9 protein-coding genes are annotated in these 23,653 nt (G+C 67.4%); 5 read left to right on the top strand and 4 right to left on the bottom strand.

Features of this window, described 5'->3' with window-relative positions:
- The first annotated feature begins 121 nt into the window (after positions 1 to 121).
- From gnd to QZ497_RS11610, 5 genes are all read left to right on the top strand, one after another.
- Positions 122 to 1,120 (top strand): phosphogluconate dehydrogenase (NAD(+)-dependent, decarboxylating), encoded by a 999-nt coding sequence (gene gnd / locus QZ497_RS11630; RefSeq protein WP_295474830.1) that lies wholly within the window; start codon positions 122 to 124, stop codon positions 1,118 to 1,120.
- Positions 1,120 to 2,646, top strand: coding sequence for a glucose-6-phosphate dehydrogenase (gene zwf, locus QZ497_RS11625; protein WP_295474693.1), 1,527 nt, complete (start codon positions 1,120 to 1,122; stop codon positions 2,644 to 2,646). The genes gnd and zwf overlap by 1 nt, the downstream gene beginning before the upstream one ends.
- A complete protein-coding gene (locus QZ497_RS11620) occupies positions 2,639 to 3,457 on the top strand; it encodes an HAD family hydrolase (RefSeq protein WP_295474691.1) in 819 nt (272 codons plus the stop codon). The genes zwf and QZ497_RS11620 overlap by 8 nt, the downstream gene beginning before the upstream one ends.
- Positions 3,458 to 3,492: 35 nt before the next feature.
- A complete protein-coding gene (locus QZ497_RS11615; RefSeq protein ID WP_295474688.1) occupies positions 3,493 to 5,328 on the top strand; it encodes a glycoside hydrolase family 15 protein in 1,836 nt (611 codons plus the stop codon).
- 161 nt (positions 5,329 to 5,489) lie between these two features.
- The gene (locus QZ497_RS11610; RefSeq protein ID WP_295474685.1) at positions 5,490 to 5,825 is read left to right on the top strand and encodes a hypothetical protein; all 336 of its coding nucleotides are present in this window, start codon (positions 5,490 to 5,492) and stop codon (positions 5,823 to 5,825) included.
- 148 nt (positions 5,826 to 5,973) lie between these two features.
- On the opposite strand, the gene QZ497_RS11605 is transcribed toward QZ497_RS11610, so the two are convergent.
- The 4 genes from QZ497_RS11605 to QZ497_RS11590 form a co-directional block, all read right to left on the bottom strand.
- The gene (locus tag QZ497_RS11605) at positions 5,974 to 7,632 is read right to left on the bottom strand and encodes a cyclic peptide export ABC transporter (protein ID WP_295474682.1); all 1,659 of its coding nucleotides are present in this window, start codon (positions 7,630 to 7,632) and stop codon (positions 5,974 to 5,976) included.
- Positions 7,633 to 11,430 carry an amino acid adenylation domain-containing protein gene (locus tag QZ497_RS11600; protein WP_295474678.1) on the bottom strand — a complete coding sequence of 1,266 codons (3,798 nt, stop codon included), beginning with the start codon at positions 11,428 to 11,430 and terminating at the stop codon, positions 7,633 to 7,635.
- Positions 11,427 to 21,635 (bottom strand): non-ribosomal peptide synthetase, encoded by a 10,209-nt coding sequence (locus tag QZ497_RS11595; RefSeq protein WP_295474675.1) that lies wholly within the window; start codon positions 21,633 to 21,635, stop codon positions 11,427 to 11,429. Before QZ497_RS11595 ends, QZ497_RS11600 begins: the two co-directional genes overlap by 4 nt.
- An 86-nt stretch (positions 21,636 to 21,721) precedes the next feature.
- The coding region (locus QZ497_RS11590; protein WP_295474672.1) for a condensation domain-containing protein at positions 21,722 to 23,653 on the bottom strand (1,932 nt) is incomplete at its 5' end.

The raw sequence follows: 23,653 nt of genomic DNA, 5'->3' as shown, positions 1-23,653 counted from the left end.
AACGCCCCTGAAATCGGGCGCGATGACGGATTTCCACCCGCCGGGAACCCTGGCGCGGCGCTGTAACACTAAGTTGCATGCCTTGAAGCTTCGTATAACGTGAAGCATTCCTACTTTTGAAATTTCGTACCAGGAGCAGCACTTCATGCAACTCGGGATCGTTGGATTGGGCCGCATGGGCGGCAATATCGCCAGACGCTTGATGAAGGCCGGCCACAGCACCGTGGTCTATGACCGCGACGAATCCTCGCGTAACACCCTGGCCGCCGAAGGTGCCACGGCCGCAGCCGACCTGGCCGGCCTGGTGGCCGCGCTCCAGGCACCGCGTGCGGTGTGGGTCATGCTGCCCGCCGGAGAGCCTACCGAGCAGACCATCGAGGCCCTGAGCCAGCTGCTGGAGCCGAACGACGTGATCATCGACGGCGGCAACACCTTCTACAAGGACGACATCCGCCGTGCGCAGGCGCTGATGCTCAAGGACCTGCACTATGTCGATGTCGGCACCTCCGGTGGCGTGTGGGGCCTGGAGCGCGGCTACTGCATGATGATCGGCGGCGAAGCGGCCATCGTCGAACGCCTCGACCCGCTGTTCGCCACCCTGGCGCCGGGCATCGGCGACATTCCGCGCACCCGCGACCGCAACTCCGCTGACCCCCGTGCCGAGCAGGGCTACATTCATGCCGGCCCGGCCGGTTCTGGTCATTACGTGAAGATGATCCACAACGGCATCGAGTACGGGATGATGCAGGCCTTCGCCGAGGGCTTCGACATTCTCAAGCAGAAGAATTCCGAGCACCTGCCCCCGGAGCAGCGCTTCGATCTGAATGTCGCCGATATCGCCGAAGTCTGGCGGCGCGGCAGCGTGGTGTCGTCGTGGTTGCTGGACCTGACCGCCGACGCCCTGGCCAGTGACCCGAACCTGGATGCCTACTCTGGCTCCGTCGCCGACAGCGGCGAAGGGCGCTGGACCATCGAGGCGGCCATCGAGCAGGCGGTTCCGGCGCCGGTACTGTCCAGTGCATTGTTCGCGCGCTTCCGTTCGCGACAGCAGGCCACCTATGCCGACAAGGTGCTGTCGGCGATGCGCTTCGGTTTCGGTGGGCACAAGGAGGTCAAGTAATGGGTCTGTCGCCGAGCTCCGAATCCGAGAAGTCTCCGCAGGTCGCTCCACCGACCACCCTGTTTCTGTTCGGCGCTCATGGCGACCTGGTCAAGCGCTTGCTGATGCCAGCGCTGTACAACCTGACCCGCGACGGCCTGGTGGACGACAACCTGCATATCGTCGGCGTCGACCATAACGCCGCCACCGACCAGGAATACACCGCCAAGCTGGAGGCCTTCATCCGCGAGGAGGGGGCGAAGAAGAACGCTGAAGGGGGCGAGGTGCTCGACCCCCGGCTGTGGGGCCGCCTGGCCAAGCGCATCAGCTACATCCAGGGCGATTTCCTCGACGATGCGACCTATCAGGCCATCGGCGAGCGCATCGAGCAGACCGCGACCGGCAATGCGGCGTTCTACCTGGCCACCGCGCCGCGCTTCTTCGCGGAAGTCGCGCAACGCCTGGGCAAGGCCGGGCTGTTGCAGGAAGACGACGGGGTGTTTCGCCGCGTGGTGGTAGAGAAGCCGTTCGGTTCGGACCTGCCCAGCGCCGTAGCCCTCAACGAATGCCTGCTCAAGGTCATGAGCGAGCGACAGATCTATCGCATCGACCATTACCTGGGCAAGGAGACCGTCCAGAACATTCTGGTCAGCCGCTTCTCCAACGGCCTGTTCGAGTCGTTCTGGAACAACCACTACATCGATCACGTGCAGATCACTGCGGCGGAAACCGTGGGGGTCGGTACCCGTGCCGGTTTCTACGAGAACACCGGCGCCCTGCGGGACATGGTGCCCAATCACCTGTTCCAGCTGCTGGCCATGGTGGCCATGGAGCCGCCAGCGGCTTTTGGTGCCGATGCGGTGCGTGGCGAGAAAGCCAAGGTGGTCGGTGCCATCCGGCCCTGGAGCGAGATGGAAGCGCTGGCCAACTCGGTACGCGGCCAGTACACCGAGAACAAGAGCGCCGGGCTGGCCGGCTACCGCCAGGAAGAGCGCATCGAGCCAGACAGCAACACCGAGACCTACGTGGCGCTGAAGGTGATGATCGACAACTGGCGCTGGGTGGGCGTGCCGTTCTACCTGCGCACCGGCAAGCGCCTGAGCACGCGCAGCACGGAAATCGCCATCTGCTTCAAGCCTGCGCCCTATGCGCAGTTCCGCGACACCGAAGTGGACCGCCTGCGGCCCAACTTCCTGCGCATCCAGATCCAGCCCAACGAGGGCATGTGGTTCGACCTGTTCGCCAAGCGTCCCGGCCCGACCCTGGACATGGAAGACATCGCTCTGGGCTTCGCCTACAAGGACTTCTTCGAAATGCACCCGTCCACCGGGTACGAAACCCTGATCTATGACTGCCTGACCGGCGACCAGACGCTGTTCCAGCGCGCCGACAACATCGAGAACGGCTGGCGCGCCGTGCAGCCGTTCCTGGACGCCTGGACCAAGCACCCGGAAGTGCAGCCGTACATCGCTGGCGGCAGTGGCCCGGAAGCGGCCGACGAGCTGCTGCGCAACGATGGCCGGGAATGGCGGCAGATCGATGGGTGATTCTTTCCAGCGCCCCATCCGCCTGCTGTTGTCCGACCTCGACGGCACGTTATTGCAACCTGACCATCAGCTCAGCCCGGCGACCATCGACGCGGTAAGGCGCCTGCGCGAGGCCGGGGTGGCGTTCAGTGTCGCCAGCAGCCGTCCCCCCAGGGCCATGCGCCATGTGGTGGAGACCCTGGGCATCGACCTGCCGTACGCGGGATTCAACGGCGGCAGCCTGGTCAATCCCGACGGCAGCCTGCTGCAGGCGCACCCCATCGACCCGCAGGCGGCGCGCCTGTGCCTGGACGAATTCGCCGCGCGAAACCTCGACGTCTGGGTGTTCGCCGATGACCAGTGGCTGCTGCTCGATGAGCAGGGCGAGTACGTCGAGCATGAACGCAGCGCACTGGGTTACGGTCCATTGCCGGTAGACAGCTTCGAACCGTACCTGTCGCGCATCGACAAGATCGTGGCCTCCAGTACGGATTTCGACTTGCTCAAGCGCCTTGAGGGTGACTTGTCGGCGCGTCTGCAGGGGCGTGCCCTGGCGGCGCGTTCCCAGGATTATTACCTCGACATTACTGCCGTGCAGGCCAACAAGGGCGCCGCGCTGCAGGCGCTGGCCGAACACCTGGGCATCGGGCTGCAGCAGACTGCGGCCATCGGTGACGGGCACAACGACCTGGCGATGTTCCAGGTGGCCGGGCTGTCCATCGCCATGGGGCAGGCGCGTGAAGACGTGCGCGCCCGGGCCGACCAGGTCACCGGCAGCAATGTGGAGGAGGGTGTGGTGCAGGCGATAGAGCGTTATCTGTTGCCGCGTTGAAATCTGAAGTGGGTTCGCTAGAGGGATAATCTGCCATGGCCGTACTGATTGAAGACTATGCCCTGCTAGGCAACTGCAAGACCGCCGCACTGGTATCACGTGACGGTTCGCTGGACTGGTTGTGCTTTCCGCGTTTCGATTCGCCGGCCTGCTTCGCCGCGCTGCTGGGTGACAGCGACAACGGCTGCTGGAAGATCGCCCCCAGTGCCGAGGTGCTGCGTGTCGAGCGGCGCTATCAGGACGGCACGCTGACCCTGGAAACCGAATTTCATACGCCCACCGGGCGCGCCATGCTGGTGGACTTCATGCCCATGGACACCCAGGGCGATGTGGTGCGCCGGGTGGTAGGACTGGAAGGCCAGGTGGAATTCCTCATGGACTTGGCGATTCGCTTCGACTACGGCAGCACCGTACCTTGGGTGGAACGCCGCGAGCCGCATACCCTCACTGCCGTGGCCGGACCGGAGATGCTGGTGCTGCGCAGCCCGGTCGACCTGCACCCCCGGGATCACCACACCGGCAGCCGCTTCGTGGTCGCCGCCGGTGAAACCAAGACCTTCTGCCTGGGCTGGCAGCCCTCCAACGAAAGCCTGCGCCCGGCGCTGGACGTCGACGAGGCCTATGAACACACCACCCGCTTCTGGCGTGACTTCTCCGGGCATTGCCCGCCAGTCGGCGAGTGGAGCGAGCAGGTCAAGCGCTCGCTGATCACCCTCAAGGCCATGACCTACGCACCCACCGGCGGCATCGTGGCGGCGGTCACCACCTCGCTGCCCGAAGAATTGGGCGGCGAGCGCAACTGGGACTATCGCTACTGCTGGCTGCGTGACGCGACCATGACCCTGCTGGCGTTCATCAACCTGGGTTATCTGGAGGAAGCCACCGCCTGGCACGACTGGCTGTTGCGTTCGATTGCCGGTAACCCCGAGCAGATCCAGATCATGTACGGCCTGGGTGGCGAGCGGCGCTTGCAGGAGTACGAACTGCCATGGTTGTCCGGCTATGAAAACTCCCAGCCCGTACGGGTCGGCAATGGGGCGGCAACGCAAGTGCAGCTCGACGTGTTCGGCGAAGTGGCCGATGCCATGACCCACGCCATGCGCAGCGGCATGCCCCCGCATCCACGAGGTATCGGCATGACCCGGCTGGTGATGCCGTATCTGGAAAAGGTCTGGCGCCAGCCCGATGCCGGTATCTGGGAGATCCGCTGTGAACCCCGGCATTTCACCCACTCCAAGGTCATGGCCTGGGTGGCCTTCGACCGCAATGCCCGGCAACTGAGCCAGAACGCCGGCAGTGATCGGGACCGTCGCCTGGCGGCACGCTGCCGCCAGGTGGCCGAAGAAATCCATGCAGATGTCTGCCGCAACGGCTTCGATCATGAACTCAACAGCTTCGTACAGTTCTACGGGGCCAAGGAAGTCGACGCCAGCCTGTTGCAGATTGCCCTGACCGGATTCCTGCCGGCCGATGATCCGCGAGTGATCGGCACCGTGGCGCTGATCGAACGCCAGCTGATGCAGGACGGCCTGCTGCTGCGCTACGACGCCGAACGCAGCGCCGATGGGGTCAAGGGCGGCGAGGGGACCTTCCTGGTCTGTTCGTTCTGGCTGGCCGACGTCTACGTGCTGCTTGGTCGTCTGGACGAAGCCCGGGCACTGTTCGAGCGGCTGTGCGGGCTGTGCAACGAGGTCGGGCTGCTGGCCGAGCAATACGACGTCAAGGACAAGCGCATGCTGGGCAATTTTCCGCAGGCGTTCAGTCATATCGGCATCATCAATACGGCGTTGAACCTGCACCACGCCACCAGCGACTGCCCGGTGCGCAGCCGTAGCTGTGCCGAAAGGGCCGAGGAAATCTCCTCGGCCTGATCGCCTGTCGACCTTCAAGCGCGGCTACCGCCGCGCAAAAGCCCTCTGAAGCCTGTACAGCCTGTTCGCTCATAGGCATCAAGCGGTGCGTACGGGGCCAGTAAACACGTGAGGCGCCTGCGGCAAGGCCGTGCGCAGGCCTTCGTAGCCGGAGTGATGACATGCTTGCACGAGACCAGTACCACTCCTTTGCCGAACTCATCGACGCTGTCAAAGCGTCCGGGACACAGGACGATAACTTCTGTATTTACGGCGAGGACCGTGACGCGCTGGAGATCAGCGCTCGCTATTTTATTGCCGGATATCCCGAGGTCATTGACGATAAGGAAATCTATCCGCCATCCGTTCGGCGCGAGTCGCTCAGTTATCTGTATTCCGGCGAGTCATTCGTGGATGTGGTGATGCTGGCACAGAAGCACAAGCCTGATGCCACGTATGCCGACTACGTGAAGGCGCTGAACCATTATCAGGACAACGACGACTTCCTGGATCTTTAGATTCGGCGCATGCAGTGAGCAGGCGCGAAGAGTCACTTGTGGGGAGCTTGCTCGCGAAGAGGTCGGCAAAGTCACCCCATTTGTTGTGAGCATGACGCCGCCTTCGCGAGCAAGCTCGCTCCCACGGTCTAACTGACCTGTATTGCCCTTACAGCAATGAAGCGGCTTCGGCAGGGGCCTTGGCCGGTGTGCCGGGGCGGGCGCCGATTTCGCTGAGGGCGCCGTTTTCGATGCGGATCAGACGATCCGCCAGGCCGAAATACCCGTCGTCGTGGGAAATCACGATCACCAGCTTGCCGCGCTCGCGCAGGTCCGAAAGGATGCGGTGGTAGAAGAAGTGCTTGAACACCGGGTCCTGGTCCGCCGCCCACTCATCGAACAGGTAGCAGGGCCGGTCGTCGAGCCAGGCGCCGAGCAGGGCCAGGCGTTTGCGCTGGCCGGTGGACAGCGCCAGGGTGGTCAGCTGGCCATTCTCGATCTGCACCTTGTGGTCCAGCTGCAGGTGTTCCAGGTATTCCCGGGCCTGCTGCATGCGCTGCGGGTCGTCACCCTGCAGCAGGTTCTCGAACAGGCAGAAGTCGGTGAAGATCGCCGAGAAGTGCTGGCGGTAGTGGTGGTTGTCAGTCACCGACGACACCTGCTGGTCGAGCACGATATCGCCGCTTTCCGGGCGATAAAGGCCGGTCAGCAGCATGGCCAGGGTGGTCTTGCCGCTGCCGTTGCCGCCGGTGATGAACACCGTTTCTCCGGCATGCAGGGTCAGGTCGACCGGGCCGAGGGTGAAGTGCCCGTCCTCGCGCTCGCGGTAGTAGGTGTGCGCCACCTGGCGGCACACCAGGCTGCGCACCTGGGTCGGCGGGATCGTCGCGAGGTTGTCCTTGGCACCCTGCATTTCACCCTCCAGGGCGCGGATCTTGTGCAGCGCGACGCTGGCGCGGCCCAAGGTGGGCAGCGCATGCATCAGCTCCGACAGCGGGGTGATCATGTACAGAATCGCCAGGATGTAGCCGGTCACCAGGCTGGCGCTCAGTTCGATGAACTGCGGCGCGACGAACAGCACCACGCCGATCAGCAGGTAGAACACCACGTTGCCCCAGTTCATCACCAGCGCGTAGATGCTCATGCCACGCACGAAGTCCTGGCGATACTGGCGGCTTACCGGCAGCAGCAGGCGCTCGAAGAAGTGCTGGCGGCGCGGGTGGTTGAGCTGCAGCTCCTTGCTGCCGTCGGTGAGCAGGCGGTATTGATCGAACAGCTGGTCCTTCAGCTCGCGGGCCCGGGTGATCGACCCCAGCGCCCAGCGCTGCGGCCAGTTGAAGCTCAGGCAGCCCAGCACGATCAGCGCCAGGGTCAGGCCCAGCAGGGGCAGGCTCAACCAGCCCAGGTAGCCCAGGCAGGCGATGATGATCCCGGCATTGACCAGCAGGATCGGCACCAGCTCCACGGCCTGGCTGATGGTCTGCGTGTCGTCGGTGAGCATCGCCAGCAGGCGGTGCTTGCCCAGGCGCTGCAACTGCGCGTAGGGGGTGTCGATCAGCTTGGCGCTCAGGTGCAGGCGCATGTCATGCACCGCCCCCTGGCCCAGGCGCAGCAGGCTGACGTCGGAGATGACCCGCGACACCGCGACGAGCAGCACCAGCGCGGCGAAGTACCAGCCGGTCGAGGGCTGCAACTGGTCGAACACTTCCAGGCTGTGGTTGATGTTGGCAATCAGGCCCGCTGCCGCCAGGCCGCAGACCAGCCCGGTCACGGTCGCGATCAGCAGTGCGCGCCATGAACGCCGAGCCATGAGTATCAGAAGATCCATTCAAACCGCTCCGTGTTGGTGTGAAGCCTCGAGCAGCTCGCCCAGCTGCTGATGCAGGGCGGGCTGTTCGAGGATGGTCAGGTGTTGTGCCTGGAGCACCGCACGGGTCAGTCGCCCTTGGCTCAGGCGCTCCCACTGCGGGTCGACGAAGTCGCTGTCGGCCAGCGTGGCGCTGGCCCACCAGACATGAACGTCACAGCTTAACCGGGGAGGCTGGAAGGTCGCCAACAGATGCTGCGTGTGCTGCTGGTAACGCAGACGCACTTGCAGGTGTTCCCAGCTGTCGTCCTGCAGTTGCAGGCCCTGCTGGCGAGCCCATTGCACCAGTGCGGCCAGGCGCTCGCTCGCCGGCAGGGCTTCGAGCTGCGCGACCAGTGCCGCGCGCAGGTCGGTTGGCAATTGCTGCAGGCGCACCTGGCTGTCGGCGCTCAAGGCAGGCGATGCTTCGGCAAGCAGGGCGTCGACGCTGTCTGGCGAAGTCTGATGTTGGTACTGCGAATCGACGATGCCAAGAAATGCCACGCGCTCCCCCTGGCGCTCCAGCAGCCCAGCCGCCGCAATCGCCAGCAGCCCGCCCAGCGAGAAGCCCAGCAGGTGATACGGGCCGTGCGGTTGCTGGCCACGCAGTTGCTCGACGTAACCCGCCGCCAGGCTGTCGATGTCGCCCGTCAGCGTGCTGCTGTCCTCGCCCAGGTAGGCGGCCTGCAAACCCCAGAGGTTCCAGGTCGGCAGCGGCGCACGCAGGGCGCGGTAGTCCTGCACATGCCCGGTGGAAGGGTGGAAGCAGAACAGGTTCGGGGCTGCCGGGTCGTGCACCGCCAGGCGCACCAGCGGTGAAAGCTGCAGCTCGGCCTGCACCAGGGTAGCGAAGGCGGCGACGCTGGGCGCGCTGAACACCGCGTTGACCGTCACCGGCGCCGCCAGCACGGTCTGCAGGCGGCTGGCCAGGGTCACGGCGGCGAGGGAATGGCCGCCCAGTTCGAAGAAGTCATCGTCGATACCGACCCGTTCCAGGCCCAGCACCTGCGCCCAGACCTCGGCCAGCAGCGCTTCCAGCGGCGTACGCGGCTGCGCGCTGCCGACGCTGTCGAGAACCTTGTCGGCCCACTGCTGCAGGGTCTTGCGGTCGAGCTTGCCGTTGCTCATCAGCGGCAGGGCGTCGACGATGCGCAGCGCCGGCAGCATGTAGTCGGGCAGGCGGTCCTGGGCCTGGCCGTGCAGTTGCGCAACGCTGGGCGAATGCCCCGGCGCCAGGGTCAGGAAGGCGAACAACTGCTGGCCCAGCTCACCTTTGGCCAGGCACTCCACCGCCGCCTGGGCCACGCCGGGCAGGCTGGCCAGCTGCGCCTGGATCTCGTCCAGTTCGACGCGAAAGCCTCGGATCTTCACCTGGCGGTCGGCACGCCCGGTGATTTCCACGCTGCCATCGACGTTATAGACCGCCCGGTCGCCCGTGCGGTACAGGCGTTCGCCCTCGCGCTCGACGAAGCGTCCCTGGTCCTGCTGCGCATCCAGGTAGCCGCGCGCCAGCTGCGGGCCGGCGATGTAGAGTTCGGCGTCGATGCCCGGCGCCACCTGCTGCCCTTGTGCATCGAGCAGGTACAGGCGCATGCCGTCCAGGCGCTCGCTGAGCGGCAGGCGCCGGTAATCGACGGCCGGGTCGAGGCGCTGCATGGCCACGCCAATGGTGGTCTCGGTGGGGCCGTAGTGGTTGAACACCACCAGGTCCGGCGCCAGCGCGTGCAAGGCCTTGAGCAGGCGCGGTGGGCTGGATTCACCGCCAAGAATCAGCTGCCGGCGCGGCAGCACGGCGGCGCTGTGGTGGTGCTGCAACCAGGCTTCGAGCAGCGAGGGCACGATCTTCAGGTGGTCGGCGGGGTAGTCGGCCTGCCACTGCGCCCAGGCCTGGGCGTTCATCGCGGTGTCCTTGTCCAGCACATGCAATTCACCGCCGCTGAGCAGCGCCGGGAACAGCAGGGTGTAGCCCAGATCGGCAGCCAGGGCGGTGACCACGGCGCTGCGCTGGCCCGGCTGCAGGTCCAGGCGCCGGGTGATGCTGGCGATGTAACTGGCCAGCTGGCCGTGCTCGACGACCACGCCCTTGGGGGTGCCGGTGCTGCCAGAGGTGAACAGCACGTAGGCGGCATCCTGCGCCTGCACCTCGACGTCCAGCGCTGCTGGCGAATAGCCGTGCCAGGCCTCGGTGTAGCCCAGGTCGAGGCTGCCGGCACTGGCCAGCGCCGGGGCGGGGCCGGCTGCGCCGCTGATGACCCAGGCCGGTTGCGCCTGTTGCAGGATGGCCAGGGCACGTTGCGCCGGCTGCTGGACATCCAGCGGCACGAAGGCCGCGCCGCACTTGTGCACGGCAAGCATGGCCATGACCATACTCGCGGAGCGCTCCAGGTACAGCGCCACGCGGTCTTCGCGGCCTATGCCCTGGGCGCGCAGGTAGTGCGCCAGCCGGTTGCTGCGTGCGTCCAGTTCGGCATAGCTGAGCGCATGCTGCGGGTCGCGCAGCGCCAGCTGGTCGGGATACAGCGCGGCGCAGCGGCTGAAGCCCGCCGGTACGCTGACGAAGGCGGCGGGTGTCGCCGGGCGGTGCAATTCGGCCAGGGACGCGGCGAAACTCGGCGACTGCAGCGACAGTTCGGCCAAGGGTTTGTCGGCTTCGCTCAGGGCATCGGCCAGCAGCGCCTGCAATTGTTCGAGCAGCACCCGTGCGGCCCGCTCGCTGTAGCGGCTCGGCGCGTGTTGCAGACTCAGGCGATAGTCGCCCTCGGTGGGTTCGACGCGCAGCAGCAATTCGATTCCTGGCACGGGCGCGTGCAATTCCAGCACCCGGAAGCTAGAAGCCTGACTGCCCAGGAGGGGGTAACGCGGCGCCACCGGTTGGCTCCACTGAAAGCCGTAGCGAGCCTGCTCGGCGGCATGACCGTACTCCTGCCATTCGCCGGCCTGCTCGCAACGCGCTTGCAGGTCTGCCAGGACCTCGGCGAAGCGGCCTTCGCCAGTGGCTGCGAAGCGCAACGGCAGGGACTTGGCGAACAGGCCCCAGCAGTCGGTCAGTTCCTCGTAGTCGTCACGGCAGTCATGCACCCAGTTGAGCGCCAGGGCAGGCATGTCGGTGCTGCTCAGGCGTTGCAGCAGCACCCCCCAGGCGCTCATCAGCACCTGCTCGGGGCTGGCCGCATGGCGTTGGCAATAGCGGTCCAGCGCCGTGCTCAATGCCTGGCCGGCCAGGCATTCGGTGGTCAGCGGTGCATCGCTCTGGTCGTGCCGCACCTGGCGATAGAGCAGCTCGCTGCCGGCCTGCTCGGCCACGGCCTGGCCCGCCCAGAAGCGGCGGCCCAGTTCGGCGTCTTCGTCGGCCTGCAGTTCCTGCAGCCAGGCGCTGTACTGGGTGTACGTCATGGCCTCGTCATCGACCGGCGGCAGCGCGTGCGCCGCCAGGGCCGCGGCCAGGCGCAGCAGGGTGCCGCGATCGGCGGCCAGGGCCGGCAGTTGCAGGCTCAGGCGCTGGCGGCCATCGCTCAGCGCCTCGACCTCGATGCCGATAGCCTCTGCGGCATGCTCGGCGACCCCCTGCAAGGGCACTTGCAGGCCCGGCTGCGGGCGCACCTGCAAACGCAAGGCTTCATGGCTGGCGCACAACGCGGCCAGGCGCGCCTGCAACGCCGCCAATGGCAGTTCGCCGGTCACCTCCAGGTGCAGGCGGGGTGCCGGCAGGCCGCCCAGCCACTGGCGGCGTTGCTGCGGCGACAGGGCGAAGGCTTCATCGCGGGATTCGAATGCGTTCATGCCTGCTCCTCGGTGTGCTGTGGCGCGGGCTGACAGGCCTCCAACTGCTGGCGATTCATCATCTGGCCCATGGCAACGCAGATCTTGCGTTCTCCTTCGAACGGGTCGCGGGCGTGCGCCACCAGCATGTTGTCGAGCATCACCATGTCGCCTTTGTGCCATTTGAAGCGTACCGCGCAGGCCTCGTAGGCCTCACCGATCACCGCCATCACCTCGTCTTCGATCACGCTGCCATCGCCGTAGTAGACATTGCGTGGCAGGTTGCCGAGGCCGAACAGGTTGATCAGGTTGCTGCGCACCTCCGGTTCCAGGCACGCCGGGTGGTGCAGTTGCACCTGGTTGAAGAACGCCAGCTCGCCTGTGTCCGGATGGGCGACGATGGCCGGGCAGTGCTGGGCGATGCGCAGGTTGTCGTCTCCCAGCCATTGCCATTGCATGCCGCTGTCACGGCACTGGCGCTCGACCTCGCTGCGGTCCTCGGTCTTGAAGAAGTCCTGCCAGCGTACGTCCAGCTTGTCGGTGAAGTGCCGCACGTACAGCAGGCCCTGGGCCTTGAGACGGTCGACGATGGTCTCGGGCAGGCGCGTCAGTACCTGGCGGCAGTCGACGATCGGCGTGCAGCCACCGACCGGCGACGGGATCTCGCAGAAGAACCATTGCTTGCGCGGCCACTGCGGCAGGTGCGAGCTCTCGTTGTGGAACAGGATCATGTGCTGTTCCGGGTACGGCGTGGAGTGGTAGATGTTCTTGCCCGAGGTGTTCTTCGGCAGGTCGCCGTAGGTGCCGTACAGGTCCGGCTCGATGGCTTGGGCAAAGCGTTCGAAGGCGCTGGCGTCGGGCAGGTCGAAACCACGGAACAGCAGGCCGCCGTGGGTGCGCAGCTGCTCGTTGATCCACGGCCGGGCCTGCTGCGCCCAGTGTGCCGGGTCGAGGTCGCCCAGCAGCGGCTCGATCACCAGGGGCAGCGCCTGGCCTTCGACCAGTGCGCGGGTGCGCACCTGTTCATGGGCCAGTTGGCTGACGGCGCTGGCGCGAGTCTGCTTGAGCTTGCTCATCTTCGACAGCTTGCGTGCGCTGCGCGCCGCGGCGTCGTCGGCTGGCGCTGCAGCCGGGTGGGCGGCGGCCGGGTCGTGGCCATCCTGCAGGCGCCACTGCCAGTCTTCCAGGGCGTTTTCGGGTGCGGTCATGATGCGCTCCAAGAGGGTGTCGAAGCCTTGTTCCAGGCGCTGAACGGTGGCGGCGCCGAGCACGCTGGTGCGGTACACCCAGCGCACGCTCAGGCCTTGGTCGTCGTCTTCTTCGACGAACACCGCGAGGTCGAATTTGCTGCTCTGCTGGCCCGCCTGCAGGTAGTCCTGCACCTCCAGGCCCGGCAGGTGGGCCTGGTCGCCGGGGGTGTTCTGCATCACGAACAGCACCTGCACCAGCGGGTTGACGCCTGGCTGACGTGGCGGTTGCAGGGTCTCGACCAGCTTGTCGAACGGCACCTGCTGATGCTGGAAGGCTGCCAGGCAGTCGTCACGCAGGCGTTGCAGGCGGGTGTCGAAGCGCTCGCCAGCGTCCAGTCGGGCGCGGATCGGCAGTACGTTGACGAAGAAGCCGATGAGGTTTTCCAGTGCCGGATGTTCGCGGTTGGCCAGGTCGGTGCCGACGATGAAGTCCTGCGCGCCGGTGGCCCGCTGCATCAGGCTGTTGAAGGCGTTGAGCAGGACCATGAACAGCGTGGCCTTGTGGGCCTGGGCGTAGGCCTTCAGGGCCTGGGTCTGCGCCGCGCTGAAGCGCTGCTGCAGGGCGGCACCCTGGTAGTCCGGGCGGGCCGGGCGCGGGTAGTCCAGCGGCAGCGGGATCAGCGTCGGTGCACCGGCCAGCTGCTGGCGCCAGTAGTCGATGGCCTGGGCCAGCAAACGCTGCTGCGCCGGGCTGCGCTGCCAGTGGGCGTAGTCGGCGTACTGGATCGGCAGCGGAGCGAGGTCCGGCGTGTGGCCCTGGCTGAAGGCCAGGTAAGCGGTAATCAGCTCACGCATCAGGATGCCCATCGACCAGGCATCGGTGGCGATGTGGTGCAGCACCAGTTGCAGTACGTGGTCGTCAGCGCCCAGGCGCAGCAGGCTGGCACGCAGCATCGGGGCCTGTTGCAGGTCGAACGGCCGGGCGGCCTGTTCGTCGATCAGACGCTGCAATGCCTGCTGCTGCGCCTCGCCGGCCAGTTGGCTGAGGTCGGTGGGCGTCAGGTCCAGGGCCGGTACGGGCGTGATGACCTGGCAGGGCTGCTCGCCAACCAGTTGGAAGGCGGTACGCAGCGCTTCATGGCGCTCCAGCACGCGGTGCAAGGCCGCTTGCAGCGCCGCGACGTTCAGCGCGCCGCGCAGGCGTACCACCGAGCCCATGTTGTAGGCCGCGCTCGGGCCTTCCAGGCGGTCGAGGAACCACAATCGTTGCTGGGCGAAGGATAGCGGCAACTGCTGGTCACGCGGCACCGGCACCATCTCGCTGCCTGGCTCGACGGCGCCCTGTGCCTCGCGCTGGCGCTCCACGGCCTGGGCCAGTTGCTCCAGGGTGCCGCCTTCGAACAGCGTGCGCAGCGGCAGGTCGACGGCCAGGTGGCGGCGAATCCGTGACAGCATCTGGGTCGCCAGCAACGAGTGCCCGCCAATGGCAAAGAAGTCATCGTGCACGCTCACGCTGTCCAGGCCGAGCAGCTGCTGCCACAGTTCGGCCAGCACTTTCTCGGTGTCACTGCGCGGCGCCGCCGGCAGATCCTGCGGCTGCTGGTCCTGCGGCAGGTCGAGGGCCGCCAGGGCACGGCGGTCGACCTTGCCGTTGGCGTTCAGCGGCAGCTGTGCCAGGTTCACCCAGCGCGCCGGCAGCATGTAGGTCGCCAGTTGCTCGCCCAGGTAGGTGCTGAGCACCGCCTGCGCCGCTTCGGCGTCCAGCGCGGCGTCATCCTCCAGCACGTACCAGGCCACCAGTTGCAAGGCACCCCGTGCGTCGGGCCGCGCCAGCACTGCGGCGCTGCTGACCGCCGGGTGTTGCATCAGGCGGTTTTCGATCTCGCCCAGCTCGATGCGATGGCCACGGATCTTCACCTGCTGGTCACGCCGGCCCAGGTATTCGAACACGCCGTCGGCGCGCAAGCGGCCGATGTCGCCACTGCGATACAGGCGTGCGCCAGGCTCGAAGGGGTGTTCGACGAAGGCTTCACGGGTGCGCTGCGGGTCGCGCAGGTAGCCCCGGCCCACGCCGACGCCGCCGATACACAGCTCGCCCGGCACACCCACCGGCAGCAGGCGCAGCTCGGCATCGAGCACGAACAGCTGGTTGTTGGCGGTCGGCAGGCCGATCGGCATGTGCAGGCAGTCGGCGTCCGCGGCTTGGGTAATGGCGTGGAAGGCCACGTCGTCCGAGCATTCGGCCGGGCCGTAGGCGTTCATCATCGGTACGTGGGGGAAGCGCGTCAGCCAGTCGCGGGCCAGTGCCGGTGGCAGCGCTTCGCCGGTGGGCAGCAGCCAGCGCAGGCTGGCCAGGCGGTGGTCGGCCGAGCTTTCCTGGAGCATGCCGCGAATCAACGCCGGTACGGTTTCCAGCAGCGTCAGGCCATGCGCCTCGACCGCGTCGAGCAGTGCCAGCGGATCGTGGGCCTGGGCGTCGGGCAGGATGTGCACGGTGGCGCCGAATAGCGGCGCGGCGAGGAACTGCCAGACGCTGATATCGAAGGCCGGCGAGGCGGTCTGGGCGATGCGGTCGTGGTCGCCCAGGCCCAGGGCCGGGACCTTGCCGAACATGTTGTTGAGCATGCCGCGCTGCTCGACCATCACGCCCTTGGGCTGGCCGGTGGAACCCGAGGTGAAGATCACGTAGGCCAGCTGGTCCGGGTCATGGTTGTAGCTGACCGCCGGCTGCGCGGCGCCTTGCCACAGCGGCTGGGCGACCAGGCAGGTGGGCTGGCGTTGCAGGTTCGGCAGGACCTGGTCCAGTACGGCGCTGGCCTGGTCGCAGACCAGCAGCAGCGGTGCTTCGCCGAGGGCCAGCAGTTCGGCCAGCCTTGCGGGCGGTTGCTGGATGTCCAGGGCCTGGAATGCGGCGCCGGCCTTGAGGGTGCCGATCATCAGGGTCAGCAGTGCCAGGCCGCGCTCGGCGAACAGCGCCACCAGGGTTTCCGGCCCGGCACCGGCGGTTTGCAGGGCATGCGCCACGGCATTGCTGCGGCGGTCCAGTTCGGCGTAGCTCAGCGACTCGCCCTGGCACACGGCGGCCACCTGCTGCCCGCGCCGGCTCACCTGTTCGGCGAACAGCGCCGCATAGCCACGCTGTAGCGGGAAGTCGACACCGCTGCGGTTGTAGTCCACCAGCAATTGCTGGCGCTCGGTCGGTGCCAGCAGCGACAGGGTGTCGAGCCGCGCCTCGGGCTGTTCGAGCATGCCGCCGAGCAACTGCACCAGGTGCCCGAGCATGCGTTGCACGGTGTCGGCACTGAAGCGCCGGGTGTCGTAAGACAGGCGGATGCCCAGGCGATCACCGGGGTAGAGCACCACCGTCATCGGGAAGTTGGTGTGCACCCGGTCTTCGTAGATATCGATGCTGAAGTTGTCCAGCTGCACGCTGCTGATATCCAGCGGCGCGTTCTCGAACACCACCAGGCTGTCGAACAGTGCCTGGCCGCGTGGCACGTCGCTGCAACGCTGGATGTCCACCAGCGAAGCGCTTTCATGCTCGCGCAGGCGGGCGTTGTGCGACAGCAGCGCCTGCAGCCATTCGGCCACCGGTGCCTGCGGGTCGACATCCACGCGCAGGGGCAGGCTGTTGATGAAGATACCGACCATTTCCTCGACCCCGGCCAGCTCCGTGGGGCGTCCGGCCACGGTGACGCCGAACAGCACGTCGCGGTTACCGCTGTAGCGCGACAGCAGCAAGGCCCAGGCGCCCTGAATCCAGGTGTTGGGGGTCAGTTGGTAATGCTGGCAAAGCTCCTGCAGGCGGCGGGTCTGGCTGATGCTCAGGGTGCAGTCCTGGTCGCCGACCGCTTCAGCGGGCTGCTGCTCGTCGGCCAGCGGCGTGTCCACGGCCAGCGGGGTCGGTTCGCTGAAGCCCGCCAGGTCGGCCTGCCAGAAGGCCTGCGCAGCCGCCATGTCCTGGCGTTCCAGCCAGCTCATGTAGCCACGGAACGAGCGCAGGCGCGGGCGCGCGACCGGCTCGTGGCGCACCATGGCCTGGTAGATGGCCAGCAGGTCTTCCATCAGCAGGCCGAAGCACCAGGCATCGGTGAGGATGTGGTGGAAGCTGCGCACCACGGCGAAGCGGCGCTCGTCGAGCTGGAAGATGCGTAGGTGGGTCAGCGGCGCACGGGCCATGTCGAAGCCCTGCTGGCGTTGCGCTTCGAGGGCCTGGTCCATGGCCAGGCGCTGGGCGTCGGCATCCAGGTGGCGCAGGTCCTGCCAGTCGAACGCCGGGTCGGCCTGGCGCAGTACGCATTGCAGCGGTGCGTGCTCGTCCTGCCACCAGAACGCGGTGCGCATCATCGGGTGACGTTCGAGGAACAGCTGCCAGGCCGCTTGCATGGCCGGGCGTTGCAGGTCGCCGTCCCAGCTGTAGCGCTGCTGCATCAGGTAGATGCCGCTGTGCGGTTGCAGCAGGGTGTGCAGCAGCATGCCCTGTTGCATGGACGACAGCGGATAGAGGTCTTCGATGTTCGCCCAGTCCAGTGGCTCGGCAGCCAGGGTCGCGGCTTGCTGATGGCACAGCGGGAACGCCGTACTGTGCGGACGCAGCTCGGGCTGGGCGAGCAGCGCGGCCAGTTCGTTCAGGCGCTGCAGCAGCTGTGGCAGCCAGTCGGCGGCCAGCGCACCGGTGGCGTGCAGGTGCAGGCAATCATCCTGCCAGCAGGCATCGAGCACCAGGGCGCTGCCCGGTGCAGGCGACTGGCTGGCAGCGGTGAGCCGGCCCATGACGGCGCGCGGTTCGCGATGGCTGTCGCGGTCGCCTTGCCAGCGGATGCTGATCGGCGGGGTCGGCAGGTCGCGCAGCGGCTCTTGCAGGTAGCTGTTGTCCGACAGGTAGCGCAGCACGCCGTAGTCGCTGCCCAACTGCGGGTAGGCACGCAGCTGCGCAGCGGTGGCTTGCAGGCGTTGCAGCAGGTTGTCGCCCTGCACCTGCAGGTAGAAGGGTACGGGCTGTTCCAGGGCGCCGATGATGCGTTGCGGCTCCAGGTCGGCGGTGCTGATCGGCGCGTTCACCGGCAGGCGCTCGGCTTGCGGACGTCCGGCCTGCAAGGCCAGGGCGATCAACCCGTTGCCAGCCAGGGTGCGCCATTGCTCGGCCACGGCGGCGGCCAGCAGGGCGTTCCAGTCCAGTTGCAGCACCTCCAGCAGGCGCTTGAGGTCGCGGGAGGTCTCGGCCGATACGCGGTGCTCGGCCACGCCAATCGCGGGCTGTTCCTGGGGCGGGGGCAGGGCCAGCAGGTCCATGCCGACGAACTGCAGCCAGTGTTCCCAGGCCTCGTCCAGGCCATCGCCTTGGGCGTAGGCCTGCTGGTGCTGGGTCCAGCGGCTGAAGTCACCGCCGTTGTAGGCCAGGCGCAGTGGCCGCTGGTGCAGCTGCTGCGCCAGTGCCAAGTTGAGGTCGTCGAGCAGCAGTGGCCAGGAGGCTTCGTCCAGGCACAGCGGGTGGGCGGCGAGCAACAGGTACGGCTGGCCGCTGTGCGTCAGCAGGCTGGCGTGCAGGGTCTGCCCGGCGTCCAGCGCCAGGCCCTCGACAGCCTGTTCGGCCAGGGCTTGCAGCGGCGCCTGGCCGAGTTCGGCGAGATCCCGAACGTCCACCTGCGGGGCCAGGGCCTGCGCCAGCACACGCTGGTGCCAGTGGCCTTCGGGGGTGCGTTGCAGCGCCAGACGCAGGGCCTGATGGTGCTGTTGTACGGCGCCGAGCGCCTGAGCCAGAACGGCGTTGTCGAGGTTCCGGGTCAGTGCTACGCAGCGCCAGGTGGCTTGCAGCGCGCCGCTGTCCAGGCGCGCGCACTGGCCGGCGCCCAGCGGCAACTCCAGGCCTTGGCTGGCAGCGTCGGCCACCGCACCGCTGGCATCGGCGCCCAGTACCCGGGCGATGTCGGCGATGGTGCGGTTCTCGAACAGCTGGCGCGGCGTGAGTTTGAGCCCTTGCTGGTTGGCACGGGCGATGATTTGTAGGTTGAGGATCGAGTCGCCGCCCAGGGCGAAGAAGTTGTCATGCACGCCCACTCGGTCGCGCTTGAGCACGTCCTGCCAGATATCCGCCAGCAGCGCTTCCACCTCGTTGCGTGGCGCCACGTGGCTGGCGCTGTCGTCGACCGGCTGCGCCGGCAGCGGAAGGCGGCTGGCATCGACCTTGCCGTTACGGTTCAGCGGCAGTTCGTCGAGGCTGATGAAGTGCGCCGGCACCATGTAGTCCGGCACGCGCATGGCCAGGTCGTCGCGCAGCTTGGCTGGCGACAGGCTCTGGCTGGCCACCAGCCAGGCCACCAGGCGCAGGCTACCGTCCAGTTCCACGGCGCGCACCAGCACCTGTTCGATGCTGGGCGACAGGCGCCTGATCTGCGCCTCCACTTCGCCCAGTTCCAGGCGGTTGCCGCGAATCTTGACCTGGCTGTCGACGCGGCCGAGAAACGCCAGTTGGCCATCTTCCAGCCAGCGCACGCGGTCACCGGTGCGGTACCAGCGCTGCTGCTGGGCATCGACGCTGAAGCGCTCGTCGGTGAGGTCCGGGCGATGCAGGTAACCCCGTGCCAGCGCACCGCCGATCAGCAGCTCGCCGCTGACCCCGGTGGCCACGGCCTGGCCATGGGCATCGACCACGCGCAGCTGGCGGTTGGGCAGCGGGCGGCCCAGAGGAATGCTGCGCAGGCCGGCCGGCAGTTCGGTGGCAATCGCCCCGACCGTGGCTTCGCTGGGCCCGTAATGGTTGAACACGCGCAGGTGTGGCGCCAGGCTGCGGACCTTGTCGAGCAGCTCGGGGCTCAGCGCATCGCCGCCGAATACCAGCCGCGAGCGTGGCAGCAGGCGGGCATCCGGCAGGGCCTGCAGCAGGCCGCCGAGATGGCTCGGGGTGATCTTCAGCACGTCCACCGGCTGCTGCTCGAACAGCTCGGCCAGGGCCAGGGGGCTGAAGGCGCTGTCGTCATCCACCAGCAACAGGCTGGCGCCGCTGCACAGGGCGCCGAACAGCTGGGTATGGCCGAGGTCGGCGGCGACGCTGGACAGCAGGGCATAGCGGGCCGCTGCGGGCGCATCGAGCAGGGCCTGAACGGCGCCCAGGTAGTCGACGATGGCGCGGTGTTCGACCACCACGCCCTTCGGTGTGCCAGTGGAGCCCGAGGTATAGATCACGTAGGCCGCCGCGTCGGCAGGGTGCTGTACATCAGGGGCGTGGGCCGGTTGCGCGGCAATGTGCGTGGCGGCTTCGTTCAGCCACAGCGCCGGGGTGTGCTCGGCCAGGCGCGTCAGTGCTGGCGACGCGGTGGCACCGATCAGCAGCGCCGCGCGGCTGTCGGCCAGGACATCGGCCAGGCGCCCGACCGGTTGCTTGAGGTCCAGCGGCAGGTACGCCGCACCGGCCTTGAGGGTGGCCAGCAGGGCGATGACGAAGTCGGCACTGCGCTCCAGGCCCAGGGCCACCAGGCTGCCAGCGCCGATACCCTGGCCGTGCAGGTGCTGGCTGAGCTGGTTGGCGCGGCGCTCGAGTTCGGCATAGCTCAGGGCGCCCTGGCGGTCGCGCAGTGCCTCTCGCTCGGGGTGGGTCAGCGCCTGCTGCTCGAAGCGCTGGTGCAGGCCCAGTGTCGGCACCGGCAGCTGCGCACCGCGGCCTTGGGCCTGTAGTTGCGCCTGTTCCTCTGGGCTGACCCAGGCCAGTTCGGCCACTCGGCAGTGCGGCTGGGCGGCCATGGCCAGCAGCAGGGCGCGCAGTTGCGCCGAGAGCACGGCGATTTCCGCGTCGCTGAAGCGGCGGCGCTCATAGCTGAACAGGTAGTTCAGCCGCTCGCCGGGAACCACGATCAACGCCAGCGGGAAATGGTTGCGGCCCTGGGTGTGGGTAATGCCATCGACCGTCTGGGTCGGCTGCGGGGCGATGAAGCTCAACCCGTCGGCGTCCTGGTTGAGGGCGTCGGTGACCGGGAAGTTCTCGAACACCAGAATCGAGTCGAACAGCGCCCGCTCGGCGGCGATGCCGCTCATGGCCTTGAGCTTGCCCACCGGCAGGTAGGCGTGCTGGCGCAGGTCGCTGTTGGCCTGTTGCAGGGCGTGCAGCCAATCCACCAGCGCCGGGCTGTCGGCCCATTGCACGCGCAGCGGCAGGGTATTGATGAACAGGCCGACACTGCTCTCGACCCCCGGCAGACTTTCCGGGCGACCGGCCACGGTGACGCCGTAGACCACGTCGTCACGCCCGGCGTGCTGGCCCAGCAGCAAGGCCCAGGCGCCCTGGATCAGGGTGTTGAGGGTCAGGCCGTGCTGGCGGGCGAAGCGCGTCAGCTGTTCGGTCTCGTCGGCTTGCAGCAGGGTTTCGCGCTCGGCGAAGGGGGCACCGGTGGGCGGTGCCAGGCGCACGGCGAAGTCTGGCAGCGGCGTGGGTTCGTTCAGGTCGTGCAGGCGCTCGCGCCAGAAGGCCTCGGTGGCGGCCATGTCCTGTTCGGCCAGCCAGGCGATGTAGTCGCGATACGGGCGGGTGGCTGACAACCGGGCGGGGCGGCCCAGGGCGCTTTCGTAGTACAGGGCCAACCATTCCTGGATGGCGATGCCGACGCTCCAGCCGTCCATGAGAATGTGGTGGAAGGTCCAGGTCAGGTGCCAGCGCTGCTCGGCCAGGCGCACCAGGGCCACGCGCATCAGGGGCGCGTCGTTGAGTTCCAGCGGCAGGGCGCGCTGCTCCAGCGCCAGGGCTTCGAGGGCGGCCTGCTGGTCGTCGCGGGCGCGCCAGTCGAGCAGGCTCAGCGGCAGCTCGATGCCCTGCTGCACCACCTGGTAGGCGTCGTCCAGGTCTTCCCAGAGAAACGCGCTGCGCAGTACTGCGTGGCGCTGCATCAGAGCCTGCCAGGCGCTGCGAAATGCGGTGGTGTCCAGCGGGCCCTGGATCTCCAGGCTCAGTTGCTGGTAGTACACCCGCGAATCCGCCTCGACGACGCTGTGGAACAGCAGGCCATGCTGCGTCGGCGAGAGGGAGTAGATGTCTTCGATGTTGTTCATGCTTAAACGATCCGTAGGCAAATCTTGAAAAGTTGCTGATCGGCAGCGGCGCGCGGGGCATGTCCACCCGCGCGCCGCACCGCGCACTAGCTTTTGGTATTCGGTTTGCTCTTGAGCTTGCTCAGCAGCGTGTCCAGGGATTTCTGGTTGATGCCCTTGGCCAGCGGGAAGTCCGACGGCATCAGCGCGCCGGCCTGCGGGTCCATGCAATGGGCGACCAGTGCCTGCAGGTGTTCCAGCAGGCGCGCCGGCCAGCGGCTGTCGGCCTGCGGCGTTACGCTGTGCCACTCGATATGCAGCACGCCGTCTTGCAGCCAGGCCACCACCTCACGGGCATGACTGACCCGGTTGGCGGCTGCCACGTCTGCCGGCGCCGCCAGCTGGCTGGCGCGCAGCCAGCCCTCGGGCGGCTGTTCGTGGCCCAGGTAGTTGAACAACACGTCGCCACGGCTGGGCGGCAGTTCGCCGCGCTGGCACAGCAGGCCATGGCCCAGGCCATTGCCCGGTACGCCACGCAGGGCCTCCTTGGCGTCGCGCACGCGTTCGGCCGGCGTGCCGCTGGACTTCACTCGCAGCGGATACAGGGTGGTGAACCAGCCCACGGTCCGGCTGACGTCCAGCCCCTCGAACGGCGCATCGCGGCCATGCCGCTCCAGGTCGACGACGACCTCGCTGCGGCCTTCGGCCTGGGCCAGGGTCGCGGCCAGGGCGGCGATCAGCAGCTCTTCGGGTTGCGTGCGGTAGGCGGCATGCGCCTCGGTGAGCCACTGTCGTGTGTGTGCCGCGTCCCAGCGGGCCGAGAGGGTCTGGCGCTCGGCGAAGGTCGCCTGGGGCGCGGGGTGGGTGGCGCCCTGCAGTTTCCAGTAGCCCAGCTCGGCTGTGGCCTTGTCGCCATGGGCGCGCAATTGCTCGGCCCACTGCCGGTAGGACGTGGTCTTGGCGGGCAGCCTGGGCGTCTCGCCACGCTCCAGGTGCTGATACAGCTGCTGGAAGTCCTCCAGCAAGGGTGTCCAGGACACCGCGTCGACCACCAGGTGATGAGCGACCAGATACAGGCGCTGCGGCGTGCCTTGCAGCAAGGCGGCGGCGAACAGCGGGCCGTCCTGCAGGTTGAGGCTTTCAGCCACCTGTTGCAGTTGCCCGGCGTGCTCGCAGACGCTGAAGCGCGCCGGCGAAACCGCCGCGATCTGCGCCTGCCACTGGCCATTGGCGTTATGGAAGCGCAAGCGCAGGGCGTCGTGGTGGGCAACCAGGCGGTCCAGAACCTCTTGCACCAAGGCCGGTTGCAGCGGTCGGTCGCTGTCGGCCAGTACCGCCTGGTTCCAGTACGCGGCGTGCGGTTGCTGCATGTCGAAGAACCACTGCTGCACCGGCAGCAGCGGCATGGCACCCGTGATCTCGCCCTGTTCGGCCTGGCTGGCCAGCGGCGTGGTCACCAGGGCCAGGGCTGCCGGGGTCGGCGAGCGGAACAGCGCTTTCGGGGTGAGCGAATAACCCTGTTCGCGCAGACGCGAGATCAGCTTCAGGCCCAGGATGGAATCGCCGCCCAAGGCGAAGAAGCTGTCTTGCGTACCCACCGCCCGGTCGCTGCCCAGGGTCTCGCCCAGCAGTTCGGCGAACAGCTGGCACAGCAACACTTCCAGTTCGCTGCGCGGCGCCACGGCGACGGCCTGGCTTTGTGGCAGCGGCATGGCGGCCAGAGCCTTGCGGTCGATCTTGCCGTTGGTGGTCAGCGGCAGCGCCGGCACTTCGACCCACAGCACGGGCACCATGTGCGCCGGCAACTCGGCGCCCAGCTGGGCGGCCAGGTCGCCCTGCGCCACACCGCTGTAGAAGGCCACCAGGCGGTTGTCCAGCACCAGGGTGCAGGCGGCGCTGATGCCGGGCTGCTTGAGCAGCGCGGCATCGATCTCGCCCAGTTCGATGCGCTGGCCGCGCAGTTTCACCTGATGGTCCAGACGCCCCAGATATTCGATGTTGCCGTCGGCCAGGAAGCGGCAGCGGTCGCCGGTGCGGTA

The sequence above is a fragment of the uncultured Pseudomonas sp. genome, from assembly GCF_913777995.1.
Classification (GTDB): Bacteria; Pseudomonadota; Gammaproteobacteria; order Pseudomonadales; family Pseudomonadaceae; genus Aquipseudomonas.
The sequence above is the reverse complement of the archived record's forward strand: the minus strand, read 5'-3'. Positions and strand labels throughout refer to the sequence as shown.

Bases quoted from the DNA above. Each gene is read 5' to 3' on its own strand.
- zwf (WP_295474693.1), top strand. From the start codon at position 1,120: ATGGGTCTGTCGCCGAGCTCCGAATCCGAGAAGTCTCCGCAGGTCGCT.
- QZ497_RS11620 (WP_295474691.1), top strand. From the start codon at position 2,639: ATGGGTGATTCTTTCCAGCGCCCCATCCGCCTGCTGTTGTCCGACCTC.
- QZ497_RS11615 (WP_295474688.1), top strand. From the start codon at position 3,493: ATGGCCGTACTGATTGAAGACTATGCCCTGCTAGGCAACTGCAAGACC.
- QZ497_RS11610 (WP_295474685.1), top strand. From the start codon at position 5,490: ATGCTTGCACGAGACCAGTACCACTCCTTTGCCGAACTCATCGACGCT.
- QZ497_RS11605 (WP_295474682.1), bottom strand. From the start codon at position 7,632: ATGGATCTTCTGATACTCATGGCTCGGCGTTCATGGCGCGCACTGCTG.
- QZ497_RS11600 (WP_295474678.1), bottom strand. From the start codon at position 11,430: ATGAACGCATTCGAATCCCGCGATGAAGCCTTCGCCCTGTCGCCGCAG.
- QZ497_RS11595 (WP_295474675.1), bottom strand. From the start codon at position 21,635: ATGAACAACATCGAAGACATCTACTCCCTCTCGCCGACGCAGCATGGC.